The organism is Streptomyces longwoodensis, from assembly GCF_001514125.1.
Taxonomy (GTDB): Bacteria; Actinomycetota; Actinomycetes; order Streptomycetales; family Streptomycetaceae; genus Streptomyces; species Streptomyces longwoodensis.
Window position 1 is genome coordinate 99,012 of record NZ_KQ948555.1, and the last position, 21,371, is coordinate 120,382.

Sequence of the window (21,371 nt, forward strand, 5' to 3'; positions counted from 1 at the left end):
TCGCGGGTCAGGTCCTCGCCCGTTCCTCCGCCGCCTGCTCCACCAGCGGGATGATCCGCAGCGGGACGGGGTTCTCCATCACGATCGCGGTGGAGGCCCGGACGATCCCATCAAAACCGACGACCCGGTCGATGACCCGCTGGAGGTCGGCGTTGGAGCGGGCCACCAGCCGGCACAGCATGTCCCCGGTGCCGGTCGTGGTGTGCAGCTCCAGCACCTCCGGCACGGACGCCAAGTGGGCCCGCACGTCCGGGCCTTGGCCCTGGCGGATCTGCAGGGTGGCGAACGCGGTCACCGGGTAGCCGAGGGCCGCCGGATCGACGTCCGGGCCAAATCCGCGGATGACTCCGTTCGACGTAAGCCGGTCCAGGCGCGCCTGCACGGTCCCGCGCGCCACCCCGAGGCGGCGGGACATCTCCAGCACGCCGACGCGCGGCTCGCGGGCCAGCAGCACGATGATCCGGCCGTCCAGCTGATCGATCCCCACGGCGGTGCCTCCCCGGTGGTCATCCTGTACAGAAAGGCCGATGATTCGGCCGTATTGCTGAACACCTTGCCCAGCGAATGCGCAAACTATTGCGCACCTTGCAGGGCCGGGGTGACCCTTCCGACATGACGCAGACCACACACCACACTCCCGACGCGACCGCACGGCAGGCCGATCCCTTCCCGGTCAAGGGAATGGACGCGGTCGTCTTCGCCGTGGGCAACGCCAAGCAGGCCGCGCACTACTACTCCACCGCCTTCGGCATGACGCTGGTCGCCTACTCCGGACCGGAGACCGGCAGCCGCGAGACCGCGAGCTACGTACTGGAGAACGGCTCCGCGCGGTTCGTGTTCACCTCCGTCATCAAGCCCGCCACCGCCTGGGGCCACTTCCTCGCCCAGCACGTGGCCGAGCACGGCGACGGCGTCGTCGACCTGGCCATCGAGGTCCCGGACGCCCGCGCCGCGTACGCGTACGCCGTCGAGCAGGGCGCGAGGAGCGTCGCCGAGCCGTACGAGCTGAAGGACGAGCACGGCACGGTGGTCCTGGCCGCGATCGCCACCTACGGCGAGACCCGCCACACCCTGGTCGAGCGCTCCGGCTACGACGGCCCGTACCTGCCCGGCTACACCGCGGCCAAGCCGATCGTCGCCCCGCCCGCGCGGCGCACCTTCCAGGCCATCGACCACTGCGTCGGCAACGTCGAGCTCGGCAAGATGGACGAGTGGGTCGGCTTCTACAACCGGGTCATGGGCTTCACCAACATGAAGGAGTTCGTGGGCGACGACATCGCCACCGAGTACTCCGCGCTCATGTCCAAGGTCGTGGCCGACGGCACCCTGAAGGTGAAGTTCCCGCTCAACGAGCCGGCGATCGCGAAGAAGAAGTCGCAGATCGACGAGTACCTCGAGTTCTACAACGGCCCCGGCTGCCAGCACATCGCGCTCAACACGAACGACATCGTGGAGACGGTGCGCACCATGCGCGCGGCCGGCGTGGAGTTCCTCGACACCCCGGACTCCTACTACGACACGCTCGGCGAGTGGGTCGGCGAGACCCGCGTGCCGGTCGACACCCTGCGCGAACTGAAGATCCTCGCCGACCGCGACGAGGACGGCTACCTGCTGCAGATCTTCACCAAGCCGGTCCAGGACAAGCCGACCGTCTTCTTCGAGATCATCGAGCGGCACGGCTCCATGGGCTTCGGCAAGGGCAACTTCAAGGCCCTGTTCGAGGCGATCGAGCGCGAGCAGGAGAAGCGCGGCAACCTCTGAGCCACCCCGCCGCGCCCCCCACGGGGCGCGGCCCGGCCGCCGGACGTCAGCGCGGCACCCCGACGTCCGGCGGCTCGCCCACCTGCGCCAGCGCCGCCCGCGCCAGCGGCGCCCCCAGCGGCGAGAAGTACGGGTTGATGCGCAGCGCCTCCTCCAGGTGCCGCCGCGCCGCCCCGGACCGGCCCATCGCCTGCTCGATCACGCCCCGGTGGTACACGTACGGCGCGCTGCGCACCGTGCCGCCGTGCTCCCGGTCGGTGGCGACCGTCGCGTACCCGAGCGCCTCGGTGTCCTGCCCGATCCGGTGCAGCGCCCAGCCCAGCGCGTCGGCCACGTCGATGCCCGGCTGGCGCCGCCACTCGGCGCGCAGCAGCCGCACCGCGGCCACCGGGTCGCCGTGGTCCGCCTCCAGCAGGCCCAGCACCAGGTCCCCGTCGACCCCGCCGGCCGCGTCCCGCCGCACCCGCTCCCGGGCCAGGTCGTACTGCACCGCGGCCTCCTGCCGGAGCCCCAGTGACTCCTGCAGTTCGCCCAGCTCCAGGGCGTACTGGGGGAGGGGCTGCCGGGCCAGTGCCGTGCGGTACGCCGACTGCGCCTTCGCGGTGCGGCCCAGCGCGGCCAGCGCCCGCCCCCGCCCGGCGTGCGCGGCCCCCAGGTGCGGGTCGAGCAGCACCGCCTCCTCGAAGTGGCGCAGCGCGTCCTCCCGGTCGCCCCGCTCGAACGCCAGCTGCCCGCCCCGCTCCAGCCGGGCCGCCCGCTCCGCCAGGCCGGCCGCGGCCGCCGCCGCGTCGGACAGGGCGGCCGCCGCGTCCTCCCGCCAGCCCCGCTCGCGGTAGACCTCCGCCGCCCGCGCCAGCACCGCGGGCCCCGACGCCAGCCGCCGCAGCCGGCCGAGGGCGGCGTACGCCCGCTTGTAGTCGCCGAGCCCCGTGCAGGCGTCGATCAGCGCCGGGTACGCCGACCACCGCTTCGGCGCCGCCTCCAGCGCGGTCTCGCTCCAGCCGAGCGCGCCCCGGAAGTCCCGGCGCGCGACCGCGAGCCCGGCCATCCCGTCGAGGGCGTCCGGATGGTCCGGCCCCACCCGCAGCGAGGTGCGCAGCGCCCGCTCGGCCTTCGGGTAGAAGCCCGCCGCGTCGCCCGTGCGCCGCCCCTGCTCGACGTACGCCGTCCCGAGCAGCGCCCACGACCGGGCGTCGCGCGACTGCCGCCGCACCGCCCGCTCCCGGCGGCCGATCAGCTCCCCGAGGTCCGCCGGCGCGCCCGACACCCCCGCCACGACCGCCGTCCCGGCCCGCGCTCCCGGCGCCGCGGCGGCGGGCGTCCGCGCCACGGGCGGCTCCCCGAACGGCACGCACAGCAGCACCGCGCCCAGCACCAGCGACCCGGCGACCGCACCGGCCAGGAGCGGCCGGCGACGCACCACCGCCGGGACCGGTGACCGTCGCGCGCGGGGCTCCGCTTGGTTCTCCATGGCGCTCACTGTGCGTCGGTGCGGCCACCGCGGTGGCGCAGCCGAAGCGTGCGGCGAGTGGGGTTCACACCGATGGCCCCCGGTGCGAACCTGTGATCATGAGCCGTATCGAAGCGCCCAGCGACGACGTCACCGGCAACCTCCTCGACCGGCTGCTCACCGGCCTGCCCGCCGAGGCGGTCCACACCGACCCCGACGTCACGGCCTCCTACGCCCACGACATGGCGAGCTTCTGCCCGGCCGGCGCCCCGGCCGTGGTCGTGCTGCCGCGCACCGTCGAACAGGTGCAGCACGTGATGCGCGTGGCGACCGAGCTGCGCGTCCCGGTCGTCCCGCAGGGCGCCCGCACGGGTCTGTCGGGCGGCGCGAACGCCTCCGACGGCTGCATCGTGCTGTCCCTGACCCGCATGGACCGCATCCTGGACATCAGCCCCGTCGACCGGGTCGCCGTCGTCGAACCCGGCGTGGTCAACGCGACGCTCTCCCGGGCCGTGGGCGAGCACGGCCTGTACTACCCGCCGGACCCCTCAAGCTGGGAGACCTGCACGATCGGCGGCAACATCGGCACCGCCTCGGGCGGCCTGTGCTGCGTCAAGTACGGCGTCACCGCCGAGTACGTCCTCGGCCTCGACGTCGTCCTGGCCGACGGTCGGCTGATGTCCACCGGCCGCCGCACCGCCAAGGGCGTCGCCGGCTACGACCTCACCCGGCTGTTCGTCGGCTCCGAGGGCTCGCTCGGCATCGTCGTGCGGGCCGTCCTCGCGCTTCGGCCCCGGCCGCCGCGCCAGCTGGTGCTGGCCGCCGAGTTCGCCTCGGCCGGCGCCGCCTGCGACGCCGTCTGCCGCGTCATGGCGGGCGGGCACACGCCCTCACTCCTCGAACTCATGGACCGTACGACGGTCCGCGCCGTCAACGAACTGACCCGCATGGGGCTGCCCGAGACCACCGAGGCGCTGCTGCTGTGCGCCTTCGACACCCCCGACCCGGCGGCCGACCTCGCCGCCGTCGGCGCGCTGTGCGAGGCCGCCGGCGCCACCCAGGTGGTGCCCGCCGAGGACACCGCCGAGTCCGAACTGCTGCTCCAGGCGCGGCGGTCGTCGCTCGTCGCGCTGGAGGCGGTCACGGGCACGACGATGATCGACGACGTGTGCGTGCCCCGCTCGCGCCTCGGCGACATGCTCGAAGGGGTGGAGCGGATCGCCGGGAAGTACGGCCTGACCATCGGGGTCGTCGCCCACGCGGGCGACGGCAACACCCACCCCACCGTCTGCTTCGACGCCCAGGACCCCGGGGAGTCCCGGCGGGCCCGCGAGTCCTTCGACGAGATCATGGCCCTCGGCCTGGAACTCGGCGGCACCATCACCGGCGAACACGGCGTCGGCGTGCTCAAGAAGGAGTGGCTGGCACGCGAACTCGGCCCCGTGGGGCTGGAGATGCAGCGGGCCGTGAAGGACGTCTTCGACCCGCTGGGCATCCTCAACCCCGGCAAGCTGTTCTGACCGGCGGCCCCCGGCCGGCCCGGGGCTCACTGCGCGAGCAGCTGGTCGAGCGCTTCGTCGAGGCCCAGCTGCTCGCCCTCCGTCCCCGGGGGCACCACCGTCAGGGTCCGCTCCAGCCACGCCGAGACCTGCGGGATCGGCGCCTCCAGCAGCGCGTCGCCGTCCGGCGAACTGAGCGCCATCAGCACGACGCTGCGGCCCTGCGCCTTCGCCGGCCACGCCCGCACGTCGCCGTGCCCGCACGGCCGGAACACCCCTTCCACCAGCAGTTCGCGGGCGAACGTCCAGTGCACCGGCTGCTCGGAGTTGGTGTGGAAGACGACGTGCACGGCGAACGGGTCGTCACTGCGGTACGTCAGCCGGGCCGGGACCGGCACGCTGCGCTCCGGCGACAGGACCAGCTTCATCTCCAGCTCGCGCTCGACGAGGGTGTGGTGCATGACGGTGTCCTTTCCACTGGAAGGCCGCTCGGACCGGGCCCGTGCCAGGTGAGAGGGAGCCGGGGGCCGGCCATTACGCGGGTTCGGGAAGATTTCTCTCCGAACGGGTGACGCGGGTGCACGACCGTGCCCGGAAAGGGGCGGGACTTGCGGGAGGGGAGGTGGGGCCCCCGCGCGTCTGGTAGATGTGGAGCCCCCCATCCCACCCCCGAGCAGATACGGGACGACGGACATGAGCGCCCCAACCCCGGCACCCGGCGACGACAGGCCCCGCGAGGGGTACTACCCGGACCCGTCCATCCCTGGATACGTCCGGTACTGGAACGGCGCCTCCTGGGTGCCGGGCACCAGCCGCCCGGCGCCGTCCGACGGCCGGCCGCTCAGCCCGCCCGACCCCGACCCGGCGACGGACCGGGTGCCCTTGGTGGAGACGACGGGCCCGCACTTCTTCGACGAGGACCCGCGTCCGGAGGGGACCGCGTCGGCCTGGGGCGCCGACCGCTCCCAGCAGTCCGGCTTCGGCGGCGACCAGGACCGCCGCGTCTCCTGGGGCACCCCGCCGGCCGACCCGAGGATCCCGGCGGCCGCCGCCTCCGGGGCCGCCCCCGCCCCGGGCGACCCGGGTACGCCGGTCGCCGGTGACACCCCGAGCCCGGCCCATCCCGCGGCCGGGAACGCCGGAGCCGGCGCTCCGGGCGGGACCGTCCCGCCCGACGCACCGGCAGGGCAGGGCGCGTTCGGTCCCCCCGGCAGTGGTCCGGCCCCCGGTGCCCCGGGTGCCGCCGCCGCGTTCGGCGCCCCGGTCGCACACGTCCCGGGTGGCCCCGGCGGACACCCCGCACCCGGCGCCGACGCCGCGAGCGCCGTACCCGGCAGCGCCTCCCATGGCGTACGGGACGACGGCACCCTCACCTTCCGTGCGCCCGGCCCGCGCACGGGGCGCCACGACGGCGCGTCCCCGGCGTCCGCCGGAGCGGCGGCGCAGGGCGCCGGGGCAGCGCCCGGGGCGAGCGGCCCGGCCTTCGCGCCCGCCGGCCAGGGCCCCGCGCCGGCCCCCGCGGCCGACCCCACGGCCTCCGCCGCCCGGTCCGGCTTCGCCGCGGGCCCGGCGGCCGCCGACCGCGCCCCGTCCTTCCCCGCCGCGGCGCAGCCCGGCGCCCCGCAGCCCGGCGTCCCCGGGCAGCCCGCCGCACCCGCCACCCCGGTGACCAGCGGTCCGGGCGGTGGCCAGCCGTCCTGGGCGCAGCAGGTGCACCGGCTCGCCGGGGCGGGGGACGACCAGCCGGTCGTGCCGTGGAAGCCGCCCGTGGAGGACGTCTTCCAGGCGGCCGCCCGGCGCCAGGCGTCGGCCCGCCCCGCGGGTCTCGGCCGGCGGCTGGCCGCGCGGTTCGTCGACAGCCTGGTCCTCGGCGCGGTGACCGCCGTCGCCGCCGTGCCGCTCGGCACCCGGGCCCTCGACCACGTCCAGGAGAAGATCGACGCGGCCAAGCTGTCCGGACGGACCGTCACGGTCTGGATCCTGGACGGCACCACGTCGGTGTACCTCGGCATCGTGGTCGCCGTGCTGCTGCTGGCCGGCGTCCTGTACGAGGCGCTGCCGACCGCCAAGTGGGGCCGCACGCTGGGCAAGAAGCTGCTGGGCCTGCAGGTGCGGGACATCGAGGGGCACGAGCCGCCGGCGTTCGGCGCGGCCCTGCGCCGCTGGCTGGTCTACAGCGTCCCGGGCCTGCTGGCGGTGGGTCTGGTGGGCCTGGTCTGGGGGCTGTTCGACCGCCCGTGGCGCCAGTGCTGGCACGACAAGGCGGCGCACACGTTCGTCGCGGGCTGACCGCGCACCGCGCCGGCAGCGGAGGAACCGATACTCCGGACGGCCGCACGCCGGATGCGCGGCGGCGGAGTTCGCGGTCGACTCGGCTCCATGACGACCGAACCGCCCCCCGGTTCCGGCGGCGAGCCGCCGGAGGACGACCCGTTCCGGAAACAGCCCCCGCAGTCCCCGTACGGGCCCGGCCCGGGCCAGGGTCAGGGCTCGCCGTACGACAGCCCGTACGGCGACCGGCAGCCGCCGTACGGCGACCAGCCCCCGCCCGGCGGCGGCCAGCCCCCTCCGCCCGGCGGCCAGCCCCCGCCCGGCGGGGGACAGCAACCGCCCCCCTACGGCGGTGGCGGCGGCCCGTACGGCGGCGGCCCGGGTGGCCCCTACGGCGGCGGCCCCGGCGGTCCCTACGGCGGTGACCCCTACGGGGGACGGCCCGCCGATCCGCTCGCCGGGATGCCTCCGCTCGCCGAGAGCGGCCGGCGCACCCTGGCGCGGATCATCGACATGATCCTCGTGGGCATCGTGGTGGCCCTGCTCACCTGGGGATTCGGCGTCAACGAGTACGACGTGGACGGTGACAGGATCGAGGTGGGCAAGTCGTTCGCCCAGTCGGTCGTGGCCGCCGTGCTCTACGTCGCCTACGACACCTTCATGATCACGCGGTCGGGCCAGACCCTGGGCAAGAAGTGGCTGGGTCTGCGGGTGGCGGACCTGAGCAACGGCGCCACGCCCTCGGTGCAGACGTCACTGGTCCGCGCGCTGGTGCTGTGGCTGCCGTTCGCGTTCTGCTGCGCCTGCGTGTGGACCGTGATCTGCGGCGGCTGGAGCTTCTTCGACAAGCCGTACAAACAGGGCCTGCACGACAAGGCCGCCAAGACGGTGGTGGTGTCCGTGCGGTGACGGCGTGCCGGAGGGCACGCGGCGCGCCGCGGGCCCTCCGGGGGGCGGTTCAGCGGGACACCGGTTCCCGCTCCTTGTCGGGTGCGGGAGCGGCGGCGGCCGGTCGGGGCGACGGCTTCGGCGCGGGCACCGTCAGCGCGACGAGCAGACCGAGCGCGAGGGCCGCCACGGCGATCACGGCGATCCCGGGGCCCGAACTCGTCTGCGACAGCAGCAGCATGGCGAGCGTCGAGACGACGACGGTGCAGGAGCCGTACAGGAGCTGTGCGACAGTCGGACGAGGCATGGCAATCGTGTCCTCGGAAGCGGGGGAGATCTCGACTCTATTCGGCTGCATGCCCGAGCGGAACGAACAGTAAGCGTGAGCTGACCCACGGTGCCGGTGCACGGGGGGCGCACGGATTCATGATGTCCGCTCCGTGGACCGTCCCACGCGCCCGTCATATGACAGTCACGTGTCCGCCATGCGAACACGGAGTCCCATTAATGCACTTGACCTGCTCAAGTCAAGGTCTGTCTTTTCTCGTAAACCAGTAGTCAAATGGCGTCACTTGACTACACGCGTATAACCCCGCGCGGACATCCCTTGACCATCGGGACCCCCTGCCGCGCGGTTCGGGCGCGTCAGGGGAGGCATCAAGTGAGCAGTAGATCCTGGACGTTCAGAACGGCCGCCACGGCGGTCGCCCTCGCGGCGGCCTCGGCGACGTTCTCGACGTTCGCCGTGGCGGAGGCCGCCGACACCTCGTCGGCCGGTGCCCCGGCGGTGGACCGGCACGACCCGCAGCCGGTCAAGGCCAAGGAGCACGACTTCGACGGCCCGTTGAGCAAGACGCAGGAGGCCCAGCGCCAGGAGGCCCTCCAGCAGGTCATATCCGGCCAGGCGACCGTCAAGGACCGCAACGGCTCCAAGGTCGTCCAGCTGCAGAGCCGCAAGGGCAGCAGCAAGTACGTCGAGCTCGGCCGCGAGAAGACCGACAAGATCTTCACGATCCTGGTGGAGTTCGGCGACAAGGTCGACAGCCGCTACGGCGGCACGCCCGGCCCGCTGCACAACAAGATCGCCGCACCGGACCGCGCCAAGGACAACAGCACCGACTGGCAGGCGGACTACGACCAGAAGCACTACCAGGACCTGTACTTCGGCACCGGCAAGAACACCGAGTCGCTCAAGAAGTACTACGAGAAGCAGTCCTCGGGCCGCTACTCGGTCGACGGCGAGGTGACCGACTGGGTCAAGGTCCCCTACAACGAGGCCCGTTACGGCTCCAACGACGCCCCCACCGGCGCCTGGTACGCCGTCCAGGACGGCGTGAACGCCTGGGTCGCCGACCGCGAGGCGGCCGGTGACAGCGCCGAGAAGATCCGCGCGGAACTGGCGAGCTACGACCAGTGGGACCGCTACGACTTCGACGGCGACGGCAACTTCAACGAGCCCGACGGCTACATCGACCACTTCCAGATCGTGCACGCCGGCGAGGACGAGTCCGCGGGCGGCGGCGCGCAGGGCGAGGACGCCATCTGGGCGCACCGCTGGTACGCGTTCGGCACCGACGCCGGTGCGAGCGGCCCCAGCGGCAACAAGCTCGGCGGCACCCAGATCGGTGACACCGGCATCTGGGTCGGCGACTACACCATCCAGCCGGAGAACGGCGGACTCGGCGTCTTCGCCCACGAGTACGGCCACGACCTCGGCCTGCCCGACGAGTACGACACCGCGGGCGGCGAGAACTCCACCGGCTTCTGGACCCTCATGTCCTCCGGCTCGTGGCTCGGCACCGGCAAGGAAGCCATCGGCAACCTGCCCGGCGACATGAACGCCTGGGACAAGCTCCAGCTGGGCTGGCTGGACTACGACGTCGCCGCGGCGGCCCGGAAGTCCACCCACAAGCTGGGCGTCGCCGAGTACAACACCAAGGACGCCCAGGCCCTCGTGGTGCAGCTGCCCCAGAAGGAGGTCACCACCGAGGTGGTCGCCCCGGCGCAGGGTGCCACGCAGTGGTGGAGCGGCAGCGGTGACGACCTGCGCAACACCCTGACCCGCACGGTCGACCTCACCGGCAAGTCCTCCGCCTCCCTGTCGCTCACCGGCTGGTGGGACATCGAGAAGGACTACGACTTCCTCTACACCGAGGTCTCCACGGACGGCGGCGCCAGCTACACGCCCCTCGACGGCACCCTCGCCGACGGCACCGCCATCCCGCGCGACGGCAGCAACAAGCCGGCCCTGACCGGCACGGTGGAGACCCACCAGAAGCTGACGTTCCCGCTGAACGCCTACGCGGGCCAGAAGGTCCAGCTGCGCTTCCGCTACGCCACCGACGGCGGCGTGGCCCAGAAGGGCTTCACGGCCGACGAGATCACGGTGACCGCCGACGGTGCGGCCCTGTTCTCCGACAACGCCGAGACGGCGGACGCCGCGTGGACCGCGAACGGCTTCTCGCGCATCGGCGCGTCCATCACGGACGACTACGCCCAGTACTACATTGCCGAGAACCGCCAGTACGTCTCGTACGACAAGACCCTGAAGACGGGCCCGTACAACTTCGGCTTCTCGACGACCCGTCCGGACTGGGTGGAGCACTACCCGTACCAGAACGGCCTGTTGATCTGGAAGTGGGACACCTCCCAGGCGGACGACAACACCAGCGTCCACCCGGGCGAGGGCCTGATCCTGCCGATCGACTCGCACCCGGCCCCGCTGAAGTGGACCGACGGCACCCTGATGCGCAACCGCGTCCAGGCCTTCGACTCGACCTTCAGCTGGTACCCGACCGACGCGATCACGCTGCACAAGGCCGACGTGGCCACCAAGATCAAGTCGCGTCCCGGCGTCCCGCTGTTCGACGACGGCCGCTCGACCTACTACGACGCCTCCAACCCGGCGGCTGGCGTGAAGGTCACTGACACCAACACCTCCATCAAGATCATCTCAGAGCCGCTGAGCGGTTCCACGATCACGGTGAAGGTGGGTCCGTCGACGAAGTAGTCGACGTTTCCCCAGGTCAGAAGCGTATCGGCGGTGACCCCCTGGCGGGTCGCCGCCGATCCGTGTTTAGGTGCGTCCTGTGGCTCGCTTATTGACACCGACGCACCGACCGACCGGAACGGGGATGTGACCGCATGGCCGCAGGAGGTTTCTGCAAGCTGCCGAACGGCACCGTGGTGGTGGCGCTGAACCTGCCCCGCCCGGCCGCCGACGGCCCCGGGGGAGTACGCGTCCTCGTGCACGCCGCCAACCGCGCCCGCGCCCTGACCAGGCTGCGCAACCTCGGCCTGCGCGCCGTCTACCTCCGCGGCAACGCGGCCCCGCCGACCCCGGACGAGATCACGGCGGTCCTCCACCACCCCGACGGCATGATATGGCGCACGGCCCCGGACAACGGTGTCACCGACCTCACGATCGAACTCTGGCACCCGATCAGAGCCCTCCTGCGCCGCCCGACGGCACAGGCATGACGCACTTCAGGGGCGCGGGGAACTGCGCGACGCCACGCATCCCACGCGCCCCCTGAACCCGACCTTCAGGGCACCCACCCAGGGGCGCGGGGAACTGCGCGACCAGCCACGACGCACCCGCAGAACACCCCCGACGCCCAGCCCCCCGACACGGGACCGACCGCTACTGGACGACCGGCTTCCCCGTGAGCTCCACACCCGCCGCCCGCATCTCCTCCAGCGCCCGCTCCGTGGTCCCCCCAGCCACCCCCGCCGTCAGATCCAGCAGCACCTGCGTACGGAACCCCGCCCGCACCGCGTCCAGGGCGGTCGCCCGCACGCAGTGGTCGGTCGCGATGCCGACCACGTCGACCTCGTCCACCTCCCGCTCGCGCAGCCAGTCCGCGAGCCCCACCCCGTTCTCGTCGGCCCCCTCGAACCCGCTGTAGGCCGCCGCGTACGCCCCCTTGTCGAAGACGGCGTCGACCGACCCGGAGGCGACCGCGGGCGCGAAGTTCGGGTGGAAGCCCACCCCCTCGGTGCCGGCGACGCAGTGGGCCGGCCAGGAGTGGACGTAGTCGGGCTCGTCGGCGAAGTGCCCGCCGGGCGCGATGTGGTGGTCGCGGGTGGCCACGACGTGCCGGTACCCGGCGGGGGCCTGCCCGATCAGCTCGGTGATCGCGGCGGCCACGTCGGCGCCCCCGGCCACGGCGAGGCTCCCTCCCTCGCAGAAGTCGTTCTGCACGTCAACGACGATCAAGGCGCGGCGCATGGTCGGTGTCCTTCGACGATGGGTGAAGTAACTGAGCGTAGAGACTCGGGGCCCGGACCGGGAGGGAACAGACCCTAGTTACCCGAAGGCACCTGCACGTACTCCGTCGGCAGGACCGGTTCCCCTCGGGAGAGCTGCGTCGCGGACAGCGGCAGGCCCGCCCGGACGGCGATGTGCCGGTCGCGGACCACGTCCAGCGGCTCGCGGGCCAGGACCTCGCCGCCCCTGATCAGCTCGACCTGCAGCTGCCGCCCGGCCAGCTCGGCGGGCACCGGCCCGGTGCCGACGACCTCGGCCTCGGCGACCCCGTCCTCGTCCAGCCGGCGCGCGGCCCACTTGCGGCCGCCGATGGAGGTCTTGCCGCCGGAGGACTTCTTCGCCACCGGCACCAGCGGGGCGCGCGGGTCGTCGGACTCGGCGCGGGCGACCAGCTTGTAGACCATGGACGCGGTGGGGTGCCCGGACCCGGTGACCAGCTGGGTGCCGACGCCGTACGCGTCCACCGGCGCCGCCGCCAGCGAGGCGATGGCGTACTCGTCGAGGTCGGAGGTCACCACGATCTTCGTGTCGGTGGCGCCCAGCTCGTCGAGCTGCTGGCGCACCCGGTGGGCCACCAGCAGCAGGTCGCCGGAGTCGATGCGGACCGCGCCCAGCTCGGGCCCGGCCACCTCCACCGCCGTACGGACGGCCTCGGCGACGTCGTAGGTGTCCACCAGGAGCGTGGTGCCCCGGCCGAGGGCGTCCACCTGGGCGCGGAAGGCGTCCCGCTCGGTGTCGTGCAGCAGGGTGAAGGCGTGCGCGGAGGTGCCGACCGTGGGGATGCCGTACCGGAAGCCGGCCGCCAGGTCGGAGGTGGTGGCGAAGCCGCCGACGTACGCGGCGCGCGCGGCGGCCACCGCGGACAGCTCGTGGGTGCGGCGCGCGCCCATCTCGATCAGCGGGCGGGTGCCGGCCGCCGAGGACATCCGGGACGCGGCGGCCGCGATCGCCGAGTCGTGGTTGAGGATCGACAGGATCACGGTCTCCAGCAGCACGCACTCGGCGAAGGAGCCCTCGACGCGCATGATCGGGGAGCCGGGGAAGTAGACCTCGCCCTCGGGGTAGCCCAGGACGTCACCCGTGAAGCGGTACCCGGCGAGCCAGTCCAGCGTCGTCTCGTCCACGATCTCCCGCTCACGCAGGAAGCCGAGGACGCCCGCGTCGAAGCGGAAGTTCTCCACCGCGTCCAGGACCCGCCCGGTGCCCGCGACGACGCCGTAGCGCCGGCCTTCCGGCAGGCGCCGGGTGAAGACCTCGAACACGCTGCGCCGCTCGGCGGTACCCGCCTTCAGCGCCGCCTGCAGCATGGTCAGCTCGTACTGGTCCGTGAAGAGCGCCGTCGAGGGAACGTCCACCGGCAGCCCAAGGTCCGCTGTGTTCATAGGAGGAGCGTACCCCAATCTCGTCAGTGTGACGATATCTGGCCGCCGTGGCAGCATGGGCAGTGTGACGTCACCCGCTCCCCTTGAGATCGAACGCACCGAGTCGGCGGAGGAGGTCTTCGCCGTACCCGAGCCGGACGTCCCCTGGGTGACGATCGTGCACAACGACCCGGTCAACCTCATGAGCTACGTGACCTACGTCTTCCAGACGTACTTCGGCTACTCCAAGGACAAGGCCACCAAGCTCATGCTCGACGTCCACCACAAGGGCCGGGCGGTCGTCTCCAGTGGCTCCCGCGAGGAGATGGAGCGGGACGTGCAGGCCATGCACGGCTACGGTCTGTGGGCCACCCTCCAGCAGGACCGCAAGTAGCGAGCACGCCCGCCCCCCAGCGAAGAGACCGCGAAACGACTTCATGCCCGGACACTTCGAACCGCTTCCCGGCGGCGGCGCGGCCGTCGCCCTCGACGACGTCGAGATCTCCATCATCCGCTCGCTGGCCGTCCAGCTCCTGGAGCTGATCGGCCCCGGCCCCGCCGAGGACGCCGGCGACGACCCGCTCGCCGAACTGTTCGCCGAGGGCCCGAGCGAGCCGCCCTCCGACCCGGTGCTGCGCCGGCTGTTCCCGGACGCCTACACCGACCCGGTCGAGCCGCCCGCCGGCCCCCGGCAGGCCGAGGAGCACCAGGCGTACTCCGCCGAGTTCCGCCGCTACACCGAGAACGACCTGCGGGCCGCCAAGCGCGACAACGCCCTCGCGGTGGTCCGCACGCTCGACGCGCTCGCCTCCGAGGCGGCCGGCGAGGGCGGGGCGGTGCTGAAGCTGTCCCCCGAGGAGTCCCGGCGCTGGCTCGGCGCCCTGAACGACCTGCGCCTCGCGATCGGCTCCCGGCTGGACATCAGCGACGAGGACGACACCGACCTGCTCTTCCGGCTCCCCGACGAGGACCCGCGCAAGCCGATGGTGATGGCCTACCTCTGGCTCGGCGGACTGCAGGAAACGCTGGTCAACACCCTCATGCCGTGACCCGGGGGCCGGGCGGGCCCGTCGGCCGCCGCCCCCGGGCGTTCGCTCAGCGGACGCTCAAATCCGGATAACGATCCCGTCACCACGGCGGCCGTCTTTGCCAGCGTGTGTCCGTTGTGTCCGCTTCTCCCTGTGGTGTCCGCCACAGCGCCCTGAGGCGATCAGTGTTGCGGCCGTGATAAATCTTCACGACCGCCCGACGAACACCATCCGTATGTTCGGTCGGGTGCGCCACCGAGCCGGCGACCGCCGGCCAGGCACGAGCAGGCCCGCACGGCCCGCTCAGCTCCATCATCCGGGGGGATCGAAACCCGATCCGCGGCCGACGAAAGGCCCGGGTCGGCATGGAGAAAGGCGCACCACACATGACCTCGAAGCAGGTCACGGACACCCCTGAAGAGGGGTACGAGCGAGGGCTCGGCAGTCGTCAGGTCCAGATGATCGCGATCGGCGGCGCCATCGGCGTCGGTCTGTTCCTGGGAGCCGGGGCCAACATCGCCAAGGCGGGCCCCAGCCTGATCCTCATGTACGCGCTCGCGGGCGCGATCGTGTTCTTCATCATGCGGGCGCTCGGCGAACTGCTGCTGTACCGCCCGGTGTCGGGCTCGTTCGCGGAGTACTCGCGCGAGTTCCTCGGCCCGTTCTTCGGCTACTTCACCGGCTGGACGTACTGGCTGATGTGGGTCGTCACCGGCATGGCCGAGCTGACGGCCGCCGCGATCTACGTCAACTACTGGTTCCCGGCCGTCCCGCAGTGGGTCACCGCCCTGGTCTTCCTGGTGGTCCTGTTCGGGGTCAACCTGATCTCCGTGAAGCTCTTCGGCGAGCTGGAGTTCTGGTTCTCGATGGTCAAGGTCACCGCCCTGATCGGCATGATCGTGATCGGTCTCGGCGTGCTGACCTTCGGCTTCAGCAGCGCCGGCGACACCGCCGCGGTCTCCAACCTCTGGCAGTTCGACGGCTTCTTCCCCAAGGGCATCGGCTCGTCCCTGATGACCCTGCAGGGCGTGATGTTCGCCTACCTCGCCGTCGAGCTGGTCGGCGTCACCGCGGGCGAGTCCGAGGACCCGGAGAAGACCCTCCCCAAGGCCATCAACACCCTGCCCTGGCGGATCGCCCTGTTCTACGTCGGCGCCCTCACCGTGATCCTCTGCGTGGTGAAGTGGACCGAGTTCGCGCCCGGCGTGAGCCCCTTCGTCGCCGCCTTCGCCAAGATCGGCATCCCGGCCGGCGCCGGCATCGTCAACTTCGTGGTGCTCACCGCCGCCCTGTCGTCCTGCAACTCCGGCATGTACTCCACCGGCCGCATGCTGCGCACCCTGGCCGACAACGGCGAGGCCCCGAAGCCCTTCCGCAAGCTGTCCGCCACCAAGACCCCGGCGCTCGGCATCACCGTCTCGGTGCTGTTCATGGGCATCGGCGTGCTGCTCAACTACGTCGTCCCGGAGAAGGCGTTCGGCTACGTCACCTCCGTCGCCACCGCGGCCGGCATCTGGACCTGGCTGATGATCCTGATCAGCCACGTCCTCTACCGCCGCGCCGTGGTCGCCGGCCGGCTGCCCGCCTCGTCCTTCCCGGCGCCCGGCGGCTCGGTGTGCAGCTGGATCGCCATCGCGTTCCTGCTCTTCGTCACCTGCCTCATCGCCTACGACGCCGACTCCCGCGTCTGCCTGTACGTGATGGCCGGCTGGGCCGCCGCCCTCGGCATCGGCTGGGCCGTGCTGAAGTCGCGCAACCCGGAGGTCACCCAGCGCCGCGAGCCGGAGCTGGAGAAGGTCGGCTGACCGGAGCTGTAAAGGGGCACTGACCCTCCCCGGACGTCCGGCGCACGGGACCGCTCGTGGCAGCCCCGGACCGCCGCCGCCCAGGGCGTCCGCGATACGGACCGCCCCGTACCAACCCTCGGTACGGGGCGGTCCGCCGCATATCCTGGGCCCCATGCTGACCATCACCCAAGCCCTCCACGACCAGATCGTCGCCCACGCGCGCAAGGACCACCCCGACGAGGCGTGCGGTGTGGTGGCGGGACCGGCGGGCTCGGACCGCCCCGAGCGCTTCATCCCGATGCTCAACGCGGCGATGTCGCCCACGTTCTACGAGTTCGACTCGGGTGACCTGCTCAGGCTCTACCGCGACATGGACGACCGCGACGAGGAGCCGGTGGTCGTCTACCACTCGCACACGGCCACCGAGGCCTACCCCTCGCGCACCGACATCTCCTACGCCAACGAGCCCGGCGCCCACTACGTCCTGGTCTCCACCGCGGACACCGACGGCCTCGGCGACTTCCAGTTCCGCTCCTTCCGCATCGTGGACGGCGAGGTCAGCGAGGAGGAGGTCCGCATCGTCGAGGCGTACTGACCTCCGCGAAAGGACTGCCGGGAAGGGCTCCCCCACCCGCCCACGTCTCACGCCTCGGCCGGATTCTGTCCAGCAGGTGGGATCACACTCCGGGAGTCCGGCCGGGAATCGTTACGATGAGCGCATGGTTCTTCTCGACGTGGGCGACAAGGCGCCGGGCACCCTGCTCGTGGCGCGGCTGCACGTCGACCTGTGCAGGCTGAACAGCGCCATCTGTTGAACAGCCGCCGCCGCCGTACGGCCCCGAGCCGCGGCGCGCCGTGGTGCGCCCTCCCGCCCGACGAACCGACGAACCCTTCCGACAGGAGCCCTGAGCCATGGCCATCGAGGTCCGCATCCCGACCATCCTCCGCCAGTACACCGACGGTCAGAAGGCGGTGGAGGGCAACGGTGAGACCCTCGCCGACCTGTTCGCCGACCTCGAGACCCGGCATGCGGGCATCCAGGCCCGCATCGTGGACGGGGGCCAGCTGCGCCGCTTCGTCAACGTCTACCTGAACGACGAGGACGTCCGCTTCGTCGACGGCATCGACACCAAGCTCACCGACGGCGACACCGTGACGATCCTGCCGGCCGTCGCGGGAGGTTCTGCCGCGGCGAAGCCGCGTCCGGCCGGGGTGGCGGCCGGGCGACGGGCGGGAATGGCCTGATCGGGCATGCGCTACGACTCCCCGCTGGCCGCGGTGGGCAACACCCCCCTGGTGCGCCTGCCGCGGCTGTCGCCGTCCGCCGACGTCCGCATCTGGGCGAAGCTGGAGGACCGCAACCCGACCGGCTCGGTCAAGGACCGTCCCGCGCTGCACATGATCGAGCAGGCGGAGAAGGACGGTCGGCTCACCCCCGGCTGCACGATTCTGGAGCCGACCAGCGGCAACACCGGCATCTCCCTGGCCATGGCCGCCAAGCTCAAGGGCTACCGCATGGTCTGCGTGATGCCCGAGAACACCTCGCAGGAGCGCCGGGACCTGCTCGGCATGTGGGGCGCCGAGATCATCTCCAGCCCGGCCGCTGGCGGCTCCAACACCGCCGTCCGCGTCGCCAAGGAGCTGTCCGCCGAGCACCCCGACTGGGTCATGCTCTACCAGTACGGCAACCCGGACAACGCCGGCGCGCACTACGCCACGACCGGCCCCGAGATCCTCGCCGACCTGCCCTCCGTCACCCACTTCGTCGCGGGCCTGGGCACCACCGGCACCCTCATGGGCGTCGGCCGCTACCTGCGCGAGCACAAGCCGGACGTGCGGATCGTCGCCGCCGAGCCGCGCTACGACGACCTGGTGTACGGCCTGCGCAACCTCGACGAGGGCTTCGTGCCGGAGCTGTACGACGCCTCCGTGCTCACCACCCGCTTCTCGGTCGGCTCGGCCGACGCGGTCACCCGCACCCGTGAACTCCTCCAGCAGGAGGGCATCTTCGCGGGCGTGTCCACCGGCGCGGCGCTGCACGCGGCGATCGGCGTCGGGCAGAAGGCGCTGAAGGCGGGGGAGTCCGCCGACATCGTGTTCGTGGTCGCCGACGGCGGCTGGAAGTACCTCTCCACCGGCGTCTACACGGCCGCCACCACCGAGGAGGCCATCGCCACGCTCCAGGGCCAGCTCTGGGCGTGAGCCACGCCGGCTAGGGAGCGAGGTGACGGACCTGGTCCCACAGGGCCGGGTCCACCACTCCCACCCGCCGCCGGAAGCCGTCCACCGGCACCTCGCGCAGCTCGTCGGTCTCCAGGAAGCTCGCCCGTCCCCGGGGGTCGCCCACGGAGCCGGGCGGCAGCGGGATCACTCCCGGCCGCTCGTCGTGGTGCTTGCTGGTGATCTTCACGACCGTGGCCCGGCTGCCGCGCACCACCAGCACCAGGCACGGCCGGTCCTTCTCACCGGGCCGGTCCTCGAAGGGCACGTTCGCCCACCAGATCTCCGCGGGCCGGGGCACCCCGGCCGCCGGCCCCTTCTGCCGCTGCCGCGCCGGCCGTGTCGGCCGCGTCGTGCGCAGGCGCCGCGTCCGGGACCCGCGTCCCCAGCCGTCCACGAGCGTGGCGACCAGGGCGAGCAGGACCACCGCAGCGAGTGCAAGCCACCAGGACGTGTCCATACGATGACGGTACCGGCGCGCGATCGGCAGTGCGCGCCCCCTGTCCTGCCTCGCGCGCCGCAGGTCCAGCCGAACCGGTGACAGCGCAGGTGAGTTCGCCCACAACGGCCCCTGGTGGAGGAGCGACCCGGCGTTTCGCGCCTTACGCTCGACGGACCGCACGACCCCCGTCGCCCCGTCCCCCGATCCCTTCCCGCCAGCGGAGGTTTCTGCTCCCATGAAGCTCACCGTCGTCGGCTGCTCGGGGTCGTTCCCGTCCGCGGAATCGGCCTGCTCGAGCTACCTCGTCGAGGCCGACGGCTTCCGGCTGCTCCTCGACATGGGCAACGGCGCCCTGGGCGAGCTGCAGCGCCACTGCGGTCTCTACGACCTCGACGCGATCTTCCTGAGCCACCTGCACGCCGACCACTGCATCGACATGTGCGCGTACTTCGTGGCGCGCTACTACCGCCATGACGGCGGCCGCTGCGACCCGCTCCCGGTCTACGGCCCGGAGGGCACCGAGCACCGGCTGACCACGGCCTACGCCGACACCCCCTCGGCCTCCTCGATGAGCGAGGTCTTCGACTTCCACACGGTCAAGCCGTCCACCTTCGAGATCGGCCCGTTCACGGTGCACACCGAACGCGTGGCCCACCCGGTGGAGGCGTACGGCATCCGCATCGAGCACGGCGGGAAGTCGCTGACGTACTCCGGCGACACCGGGCCGAGCCCCGCGCTGGAGCAACTCGCCCGGGACACCGACCTGTTCCTGTGCGAGGCGGCCTTCACGCACGGCAAGGAGTCCATCCCCGACCTGCACCTCAACGGCCGCGAGGCCGGCGAGACGGCGGCCCGCGCCGGCGCCCGCCGCCTGGTCCTCACCCACATCCCGCCGTGGACCGACCCCGAGGTCAATGCGACGGACGCCCGCGCGGCCTACGACGGCCCGGTCCACCTGGCGGCACCAAGGGCGACGTACGAGATCTGACCCCGTGCACGCGCGGTCCGTGCACGCGAAGGCCCCCGGAGCGGTTCAGGGCTCCGGGGGCCTTCGTCGGTGTCAGCCGGGGATCACGCCTTCGTGAGGTCCTCGACCTCCTCCTCGGGCTCGCGGCCCGGGGTGGGCAGGTCGAACTTGACGATGGCGAACCGGAAGACCACGTAGTAGATCGCGGCGAAGACCAGTCCGATGGGGATGATGAGCCACGGCTTGGTGGCGAGGTTCCAGTTCAGCGCGTAGTCGATGAAGCCCGCGGAGAACGTGAAGCCCGCGTGCACCCCGAGGGCCCAGGTGACCGCCATGGACAGGGCCGTGAGCACCGCGTGGATGCCGTAGAGGATCGGCGCGATGAACATGAACGAGAACTCGATGGGCTCGGTCACACCGGTCACGAACGAGGTCAGCGCGAGCGAGATCATCATGCCCAGCACGGCCTTGCGGCGCTCGGGGCGGGCGGAGTGCGCGATGGCGAGCGCGGCGGCCGGCAGACCGAACATCATGATCGGGAAGAAGCCGGACATGAACTGGCCGGCGGTCGGGTCACCCGCGAAGAAGCGGTTGAGGTCACCGTGGACGACCTCGCCGGCCGCGTCCTTGAAGTCGCCGAGCTGGAACCACGAGACGGTGTTCACGAACTGGTGCATGCCGACCGGGATCAGCGCGCGGTTGATGAGACCGAACAGGCCGGCACCGACGGCGCCCAGACCGGTCATCCACTCGCCGAAGTCGGAGATGACCTCACCGATCGGCTCCCAGACCAGACCGAAGAACACACCCATGACCGTGCCGACGAAGGCCATGATGATCGGCACCAGGCGACGGCCGTTGAAGAAGCCGAGCCAGTCCACCAGCTTGGTGCGGTGGAAGCGCTGCCACACCACGGCGCCCAGCAGACCCATGACGATGCCGCCGAGCACACCGGGGTTGTTGTAGGTCGCGGCTATGTCGGCGCCGGCCTGGACCTTGGCCTCGGTGACGGGGAACGCCTTGAGCACGTTGCTGTAGACCAGGAAGCCGACGAGGGCGGCCAGCGCGGTGGAGCCGTCGGACTTCTTGGCGAAGCCGATCGCGACACCGATGCAGAACAGCAGCGGCAGGTTGTCGAAGATCGCGCCACCGGCCGTGGCGAACACCGCTGTGACCTTGTCGGGCAGGTTCAGCTTGTCGTGGATGTCCTGCTGGCCGAAACGGAGCAGCAGACCCGCGGCCGGCAGCACGGCGATGGGCAGCTGTAGGCTGCGGCCGACCTTCTGCAGACCCTGGATCAGACCGGATCCCCACTTCTTCGGGGGGGCCGCCGATTCGGTGGCGGTGCTCATAGACTTCCTCCATCGGGTGGTGGTCTACACCACTCAGTGGTGTAGACCTGTTGTAGCACGATGGGGTGGATATAA

At 71.9% G+C, this 21,371-nt stretch carries 22 protein-coding genes; 14 read left to right on the plus strand and 8 right to left on the minus strand.

Translation table 11 applies throughout. The features are described from left to right. Positions 1–7 precede the first annotated feature (7 nt). Positions 8–487, minus strand: a complete 480-nt coding sequence (locus AQJ30_RS20285; protein WP_067235994.1) for an Lrp/AsnC family transcriptional regulator — start codon at positions 485–487, stop codon at positions 8–10. A 125-nt stretch (positions 488–612) separates the two neighbouring features. Between AQJ30_RS20285 and hppD the strand changes: the two genes are divergently transcribed. Beyond that, positions 613–1,761: a 4-hydroxyphenylpyruvate dioxygenase gene (hppD, locus tag AQJ30_RS20290; RefSeq protein ID WP_067235996.1), complete on the plus strand. Its 1,149-nt coding sequence runs from the start codon at positions 613–615 to the stop codon at positions 1,759–1,761. A 46-nt stretch (positions 1,762–1,807) separates the two neighbouring features. On the opposite strand, the gene AQJ30_RS20295 is transcribed toward hppD, so the two are convergent. After that, complete coding sequence (locus AQJ30_RS20295) at positions 1,808–3,232, minus strand: tetratricopeptide repeat protein (protein ID WP_067235998.1); 1,425 nt, start codon at positions 3,230–3,232, stop codon at positions 1,808–1,810. A gap of 92 nt (positions 3,233–3,324) precedes the next feature. Between AQJ30_RS20295 and AQJ30_RS20300 the strand changes: the two genes are divergently transcribed. Beyond that, positions 3,325–4,731, plus strand: coding sequence for an FAD-binding oxidoreductase (locus AQJ30_RS20300; protein WP_067236000.1), 1,407 nt, complete (start codon positions 3,325–3,327; stop codon positions 4,729–4,731). 26 nt (positions 4,732–4,757) lie between these two features. On the opposite strand, the gene AQJ30_RS20305 is transcribed toward AQJ30_RS20300, so the two are convergent. After that, positions 4,758–5,171, minus strand: coding sequence for an SsgA family sporulation/cell division regulator (locus AQJ30_RS20305; RefSeq protein ID WP_067236002.1), 414 nt, complete (start codon positions 5,169–5,171; stop codon positions 4,758–4,760). A gap of 232 nt (positions 5,172–5,403) precedes the next feature. Between AQJ30_RS20305 and AQJ30_RS20310 the strand changes: the two genes are divergently transcribed. Continuing rightward, a complete protein-coding gene (locus AQJ30_RS20310) occupies positions 5,404–6,999 on the plus strand; it encodes an RDD family protein (protein ID WP_067236005.1) in 1,596 nt (531 codons plus the stop codon). 90 nt (positions 7,000–7,089) lie between these two features. Then, on the plus strand, positions 7,090–7,890 hold the full coding sequence (locus AQJ30_RS20315) for an RDD family protein (RefSeq protein WP_067236006.1): 801 nt from the start codon (positions 7,090–7,092) through the stop codon (positions 7,888–7,890). 49 nt (positions 7,891–7,939) lie between these two features. On the opposite strand, the gene AQJ30_RS20320 is transcribed toward AQJ30_RS20315, so the two are convergent. Continuing rightward, positions 7,940–8,176 (minus strand): hypothetical protein, encoded by a 237-nt coding sequence (locus AQJ30_RS20320; protein ID WP_067236007.1) that lies wholly within the window; start codon positions 8,174–8,176, stop codon positions 7,940–7,942. Between the two features lie 354 nt (positions 8,177–8,530). Between AQJ30_RS20320 and AQJ30_RS20325 the strand changes: the two genes are divergently transcribed. Both AQJ30_RS20325 and AQJ30_RS20330 read left to right on the plus strand, forming a co-directional pair. Next, a complete protein-coding gene (locus tag AQJ30_RS20325; RefSeq protein WP_067236009.1) occupies positions 8,531–10,879 on the plus strand; it encodes an immune inhibitor A domain-containing protein in 2,349 nt (782 codons plus the stop codon). A gap of 134 nt (positions 10,880–11,013) precedes the next feature. Further along, on the plus strand, positions 11,014–11,349 hold the full coding sequence (locus tag AQJ30_RS20330; RefSeq protein ID WP_067236012.1) for a hypothetical protein: 336 nt from the start codon (positions 11,014–11,016) through the stop codon (positions 11,347–11,349). A gap of 163 nt (positions 11,350–11,512) precedes the next feature. On the opposite strand, the gene AQJ30_RS20335 is transcribed toward AQJ30_RS20330, so the two are convergent. Both AQJ30_RS20335 and AQJ30_RS20340 read right to left on the minus strand, forming a co-directional pair. After that, entirely contained in the window at positions 11,513–12,100 is a 588-nt protein-coding gene (locus AQJ30_RS20335; protein ID WP_067236015.1) for an isochorismatase family protein, read from the minus strand. Between the two features lie 74 nt (positions 12,101–12,174). Next, on the minus strand, positions 12,175–13,521 hold the full coding sequence (locus AQJ30_RS20340; protein WP_067236017.1) for a nicotinate phosphoribosyltransferase: 1,347 nt from the start codon (positions 13,519–13,521) through the stop codon (positions 12,175–12,177). Positions 13,522–13,576: 55 nt separating this feature from the next. Between AQJ30_RS20340 and clpS the strand changes: the two genes are divergently transcribed. The 7 genes from clpS (at position 13,577) to AQJ30_RS20370 (ending at position 18,517) form a co-directional block, all read left to right on the plus strand. After that, complete coding sequence (clpS, locus tag AQJ30_RS20345) at positions 13,577–13,894, plus strand: ATP-dependent Clp protease adapter ClpS (RefSeq protein ID WP_010039975.1); 318 nt, start codon at positions 13,577–13,579, stop codon at positions 13,892–13,894. Between the two features lie 43 nt (positions 13,895–13,937). Continuing rightward, on the plus strand, positions 13,938–14,549 hold the full coding sequence (locus AQJ30_RS20350) for a DUF2017 domain-containing protein (RefSeq protein WP_067236025.1): 612 nt from the start codon (positions 13,938–13,940) through the stop codon (positions 14,547–14,549). A gap of 365 nt (positions 14,550–14,914) precedes the next feature. Next, positions 14,915–16,333, plus strand: coding sequence for an amino acid permease (locus tag AQJ30_RS20355; protein WP_067236031.1), 1,419 nt, complete (start codon positions 14,915–14,917; stop codon positions 16,331–16,333). Positions 16,334–16,487: 154 nt separating this feature from the next. After that, a complete protein-coding gene (locus AQJ30_RS20360; RefSeq protein WP_067236032.1) occupies positions 16,488–16,910 on the plus strand; it encodes a M67 family metallopeptidase in 423 nt (140 codons plus the stop codon). 124 nt (positions 16,911–17,034) lie between these two features. Next, the gene (locus tag AQJ30_RS39960) at positions 17,035–17,130 is read left to right on the plus strand and encodes a putative leader peptide (protein WP_313895875.1); all 96 of its coding nucleotides are present in this window, start codon (positions 17,035–17,037) and stop codon (positions 17,128–17,130) included. A 97-nt stretch (positions 17,131–17,227) separates the two neighbouring features. Next, positions 17,228–17,560 carry a MoaD/ThiS family protein gene (locus AQJ30_RS20365; RefSeq protein WP_067236033.1) on the plus strand — a complete coding sequence of 111 codons (333 nt, stop codon included), beginning with the start codon at positions 17,228–17,230 and terminating at the stop codon, positions 17,558–17,560. A 6-nt stretch (positions 17,561–17,566) separates the two neighbouring features. Continuing rightward, positions 17,567–18,517, plus strand: a complete 951-nt coding sequence (locus AQJ30_RS20370; protein ID WP_067236035.1) for a PLP-dependent cysteine synthase family protein — start codon at positions 17,567–17,569, stop codon at positions 18,515–18,517. A gap of 10 nt (positions 18,518–18,527) precedes the next feature. Here the strand turns inward: AQJ30_RS20370 and AQJ30_RS20375 are convergent, their stop codons facing one another. Next, positions 18,528–18,995, minus strand: a complete 468-nt coding sequence (locus AQJ30_RS20375; RefSeq protein ID WP_067236040.1) for a type II toxin-antitoxin system PemK/MazF family toxin — start codon at positions 18,993–18,995, stop codon at positions 18,528–18,530. 217 nt (positions 18,996–19,212) lie between these two features. Here AQJ30_RS20375 and AQJ30_RS20380 point away from each other — a divergent pair, with 217 nt between their 5' ends. Next, the gene (locus tag AQJ30_RS20380) at positions 19,213–19,965 is read left to right on the plus strand and encodes an MBL fold metallo-hydrolase (protein WP_067236043.1); all 753 of its coding nucleotides are present in this window, start codon (positions 19,213–19,215) and stop codon (positions 19,963–19,965) included. A gap of 83 nt (positions 19,966–20,048) precedes the next feature. Here AQJ30_RS20380 and AQJ30_RS20385 read toward each other — a convergent pair whose 3' ends face one another. Beyond that, positions 20,049–21,296: a PTS transporter subunit EIIC gene (locus AQJ30_RS20385; protein ID WP_067236046.1), complete on the minus strand. Its 1,248-nt coding sequence runs from the start codon at positions 21,294–21,296 to the stop codon at positions 20,049–20,051. Between the last annotated feature and the right edge of the window lie 75 nt (positions 21,297–21,371).

Coding starts and splice junctions, on each gene's coding strand:
- hppD (WP_067235996.1), top strand. CDS start 613: ATGACGCAGACCACACACCACACTCCCGACGCGACCGCACGGCAGGCC.
- AQJ30_RS20295 (WP_067235998.1), bottom strand. CDS start 3,232: ATGGAGAACCAAGCGGAGCCCCGCGCGCGACGGTCACCGGTCCCGGCG.
- AQJ30_RS20305 (WP_067236002.1), bottom strand. CDS start 5,171: ATGCACCACACCCTCGTCGAGCGCGAGCTGGAGATGAAGCTGGTCCTG.
- AQJ30_RS20310 (WP_067236005.1), top strand. CDS start 5,404: ATGAGCGCCCCAACCCCGGCACCCGGCGACGACAGGCCCCGCGAGGGG.
- AQJ30_RS20315 (WP_067236006.1), top strand. CDS start 7,090: ATGACGACCGAACCGCCCCCCGGTTCCGGCGGCGAGCCGCCGGAGGAC.
- AQJ30_RS20320 (WP_067236007.1), bottom strand. CDS start 8,176: ATGCCTCGTCCGACTGTCGCACAGCTCCTGTACGGCTCCTGCACCGTC.
- AQJ30_RS20330 (WP_067236012.1), top strand. CDS start 11,014: ATGGCCGCAGGAGGTTTCTGCAAGCTGCCGAACGGCACCGTGGTGGTG.
- AQJ30_RS20335 (WP_067236015.1), bottom strand. CDS start 12,100: ATGCGCCGCGCCTTGATCGTCGTTGACGTGCAGAACGACTTCTGCGAG.
- AQJ30_RS20340 (WP_067236017.1), bottom strand. CDS start 13,521: ATGAACACAGCGGACCTTGGGCTGCCGGTGGACGTTCCCTCGACGGCG.
- clpS (WP_010039975.1), top strand. CDS start 13,577: ATGGGCAGTGTGACGTCACCCGCTCCCCTTGAGATCGAACGCACCGAG.
- AQJ30_RS20350 (WP_067236025.1), top strand. CDS start 13,938: ATGCCCGGACACTTCGAACCGCTTCCCGGCGGCGGCGCGGCCGTCGCC.
- AQJ30_RS20355 (WP_067236031.1), top strand. CDS start 14,915: ATGACCTCGAAGCAGGTCACGGACACCCCTGAAGAGGGGTACGAGCGA.
- AQJ30_RS20360 (WP_067236032.1), top strand. CDS start 16,488: ATGCTGACCATCACCCAAGCCCTCCACGACCAGATCGTCGCCCACGCG.
- AQJ30_RS39960 (WP_313895875.1), top strand. CDS start 17,035: ATGGTTCTTCTCGACGTGGGCGACAAGGCGCCGGGCACCCTGCTCGTG.
- AQJ30_RS20365 (WP_067236033.1), top strand. CDS start 17,228: ATGGCCATCGAGGTCCGCATCCCGACCATCCTCCGCCAGTACACCGAC.
- AQJ30_RS20370 (WP_067236035.1), top strand. CDS start 17,567: ATGCGCTACGACTCCCCGCTGGCCGCGGTGGGCAACACCCCCCTGGTG.
- AQJ30_RS20375 (WP_067236040.1), bottom strand. CDS start 18,995: ATGGACACGTCCTGGTGGCTTGCACTCGCTGCGGTGGTCCTGCTCGCC.
- AQJ30_RS20380 (WP_067236043.1), top strand. CDS start 19,213: ATGAAGCTCACCGTCGTCGGCTGCTCGGGGTCGTTCCCGTCCGCGGAA.
- AQJ30_RS20385 (WP_067236046.1), bottom strand. CDS start 21,296: ATGAGCACCGCCACCGAATCGGCGGCCCCCCCGAAGAAGTGGGGATCC.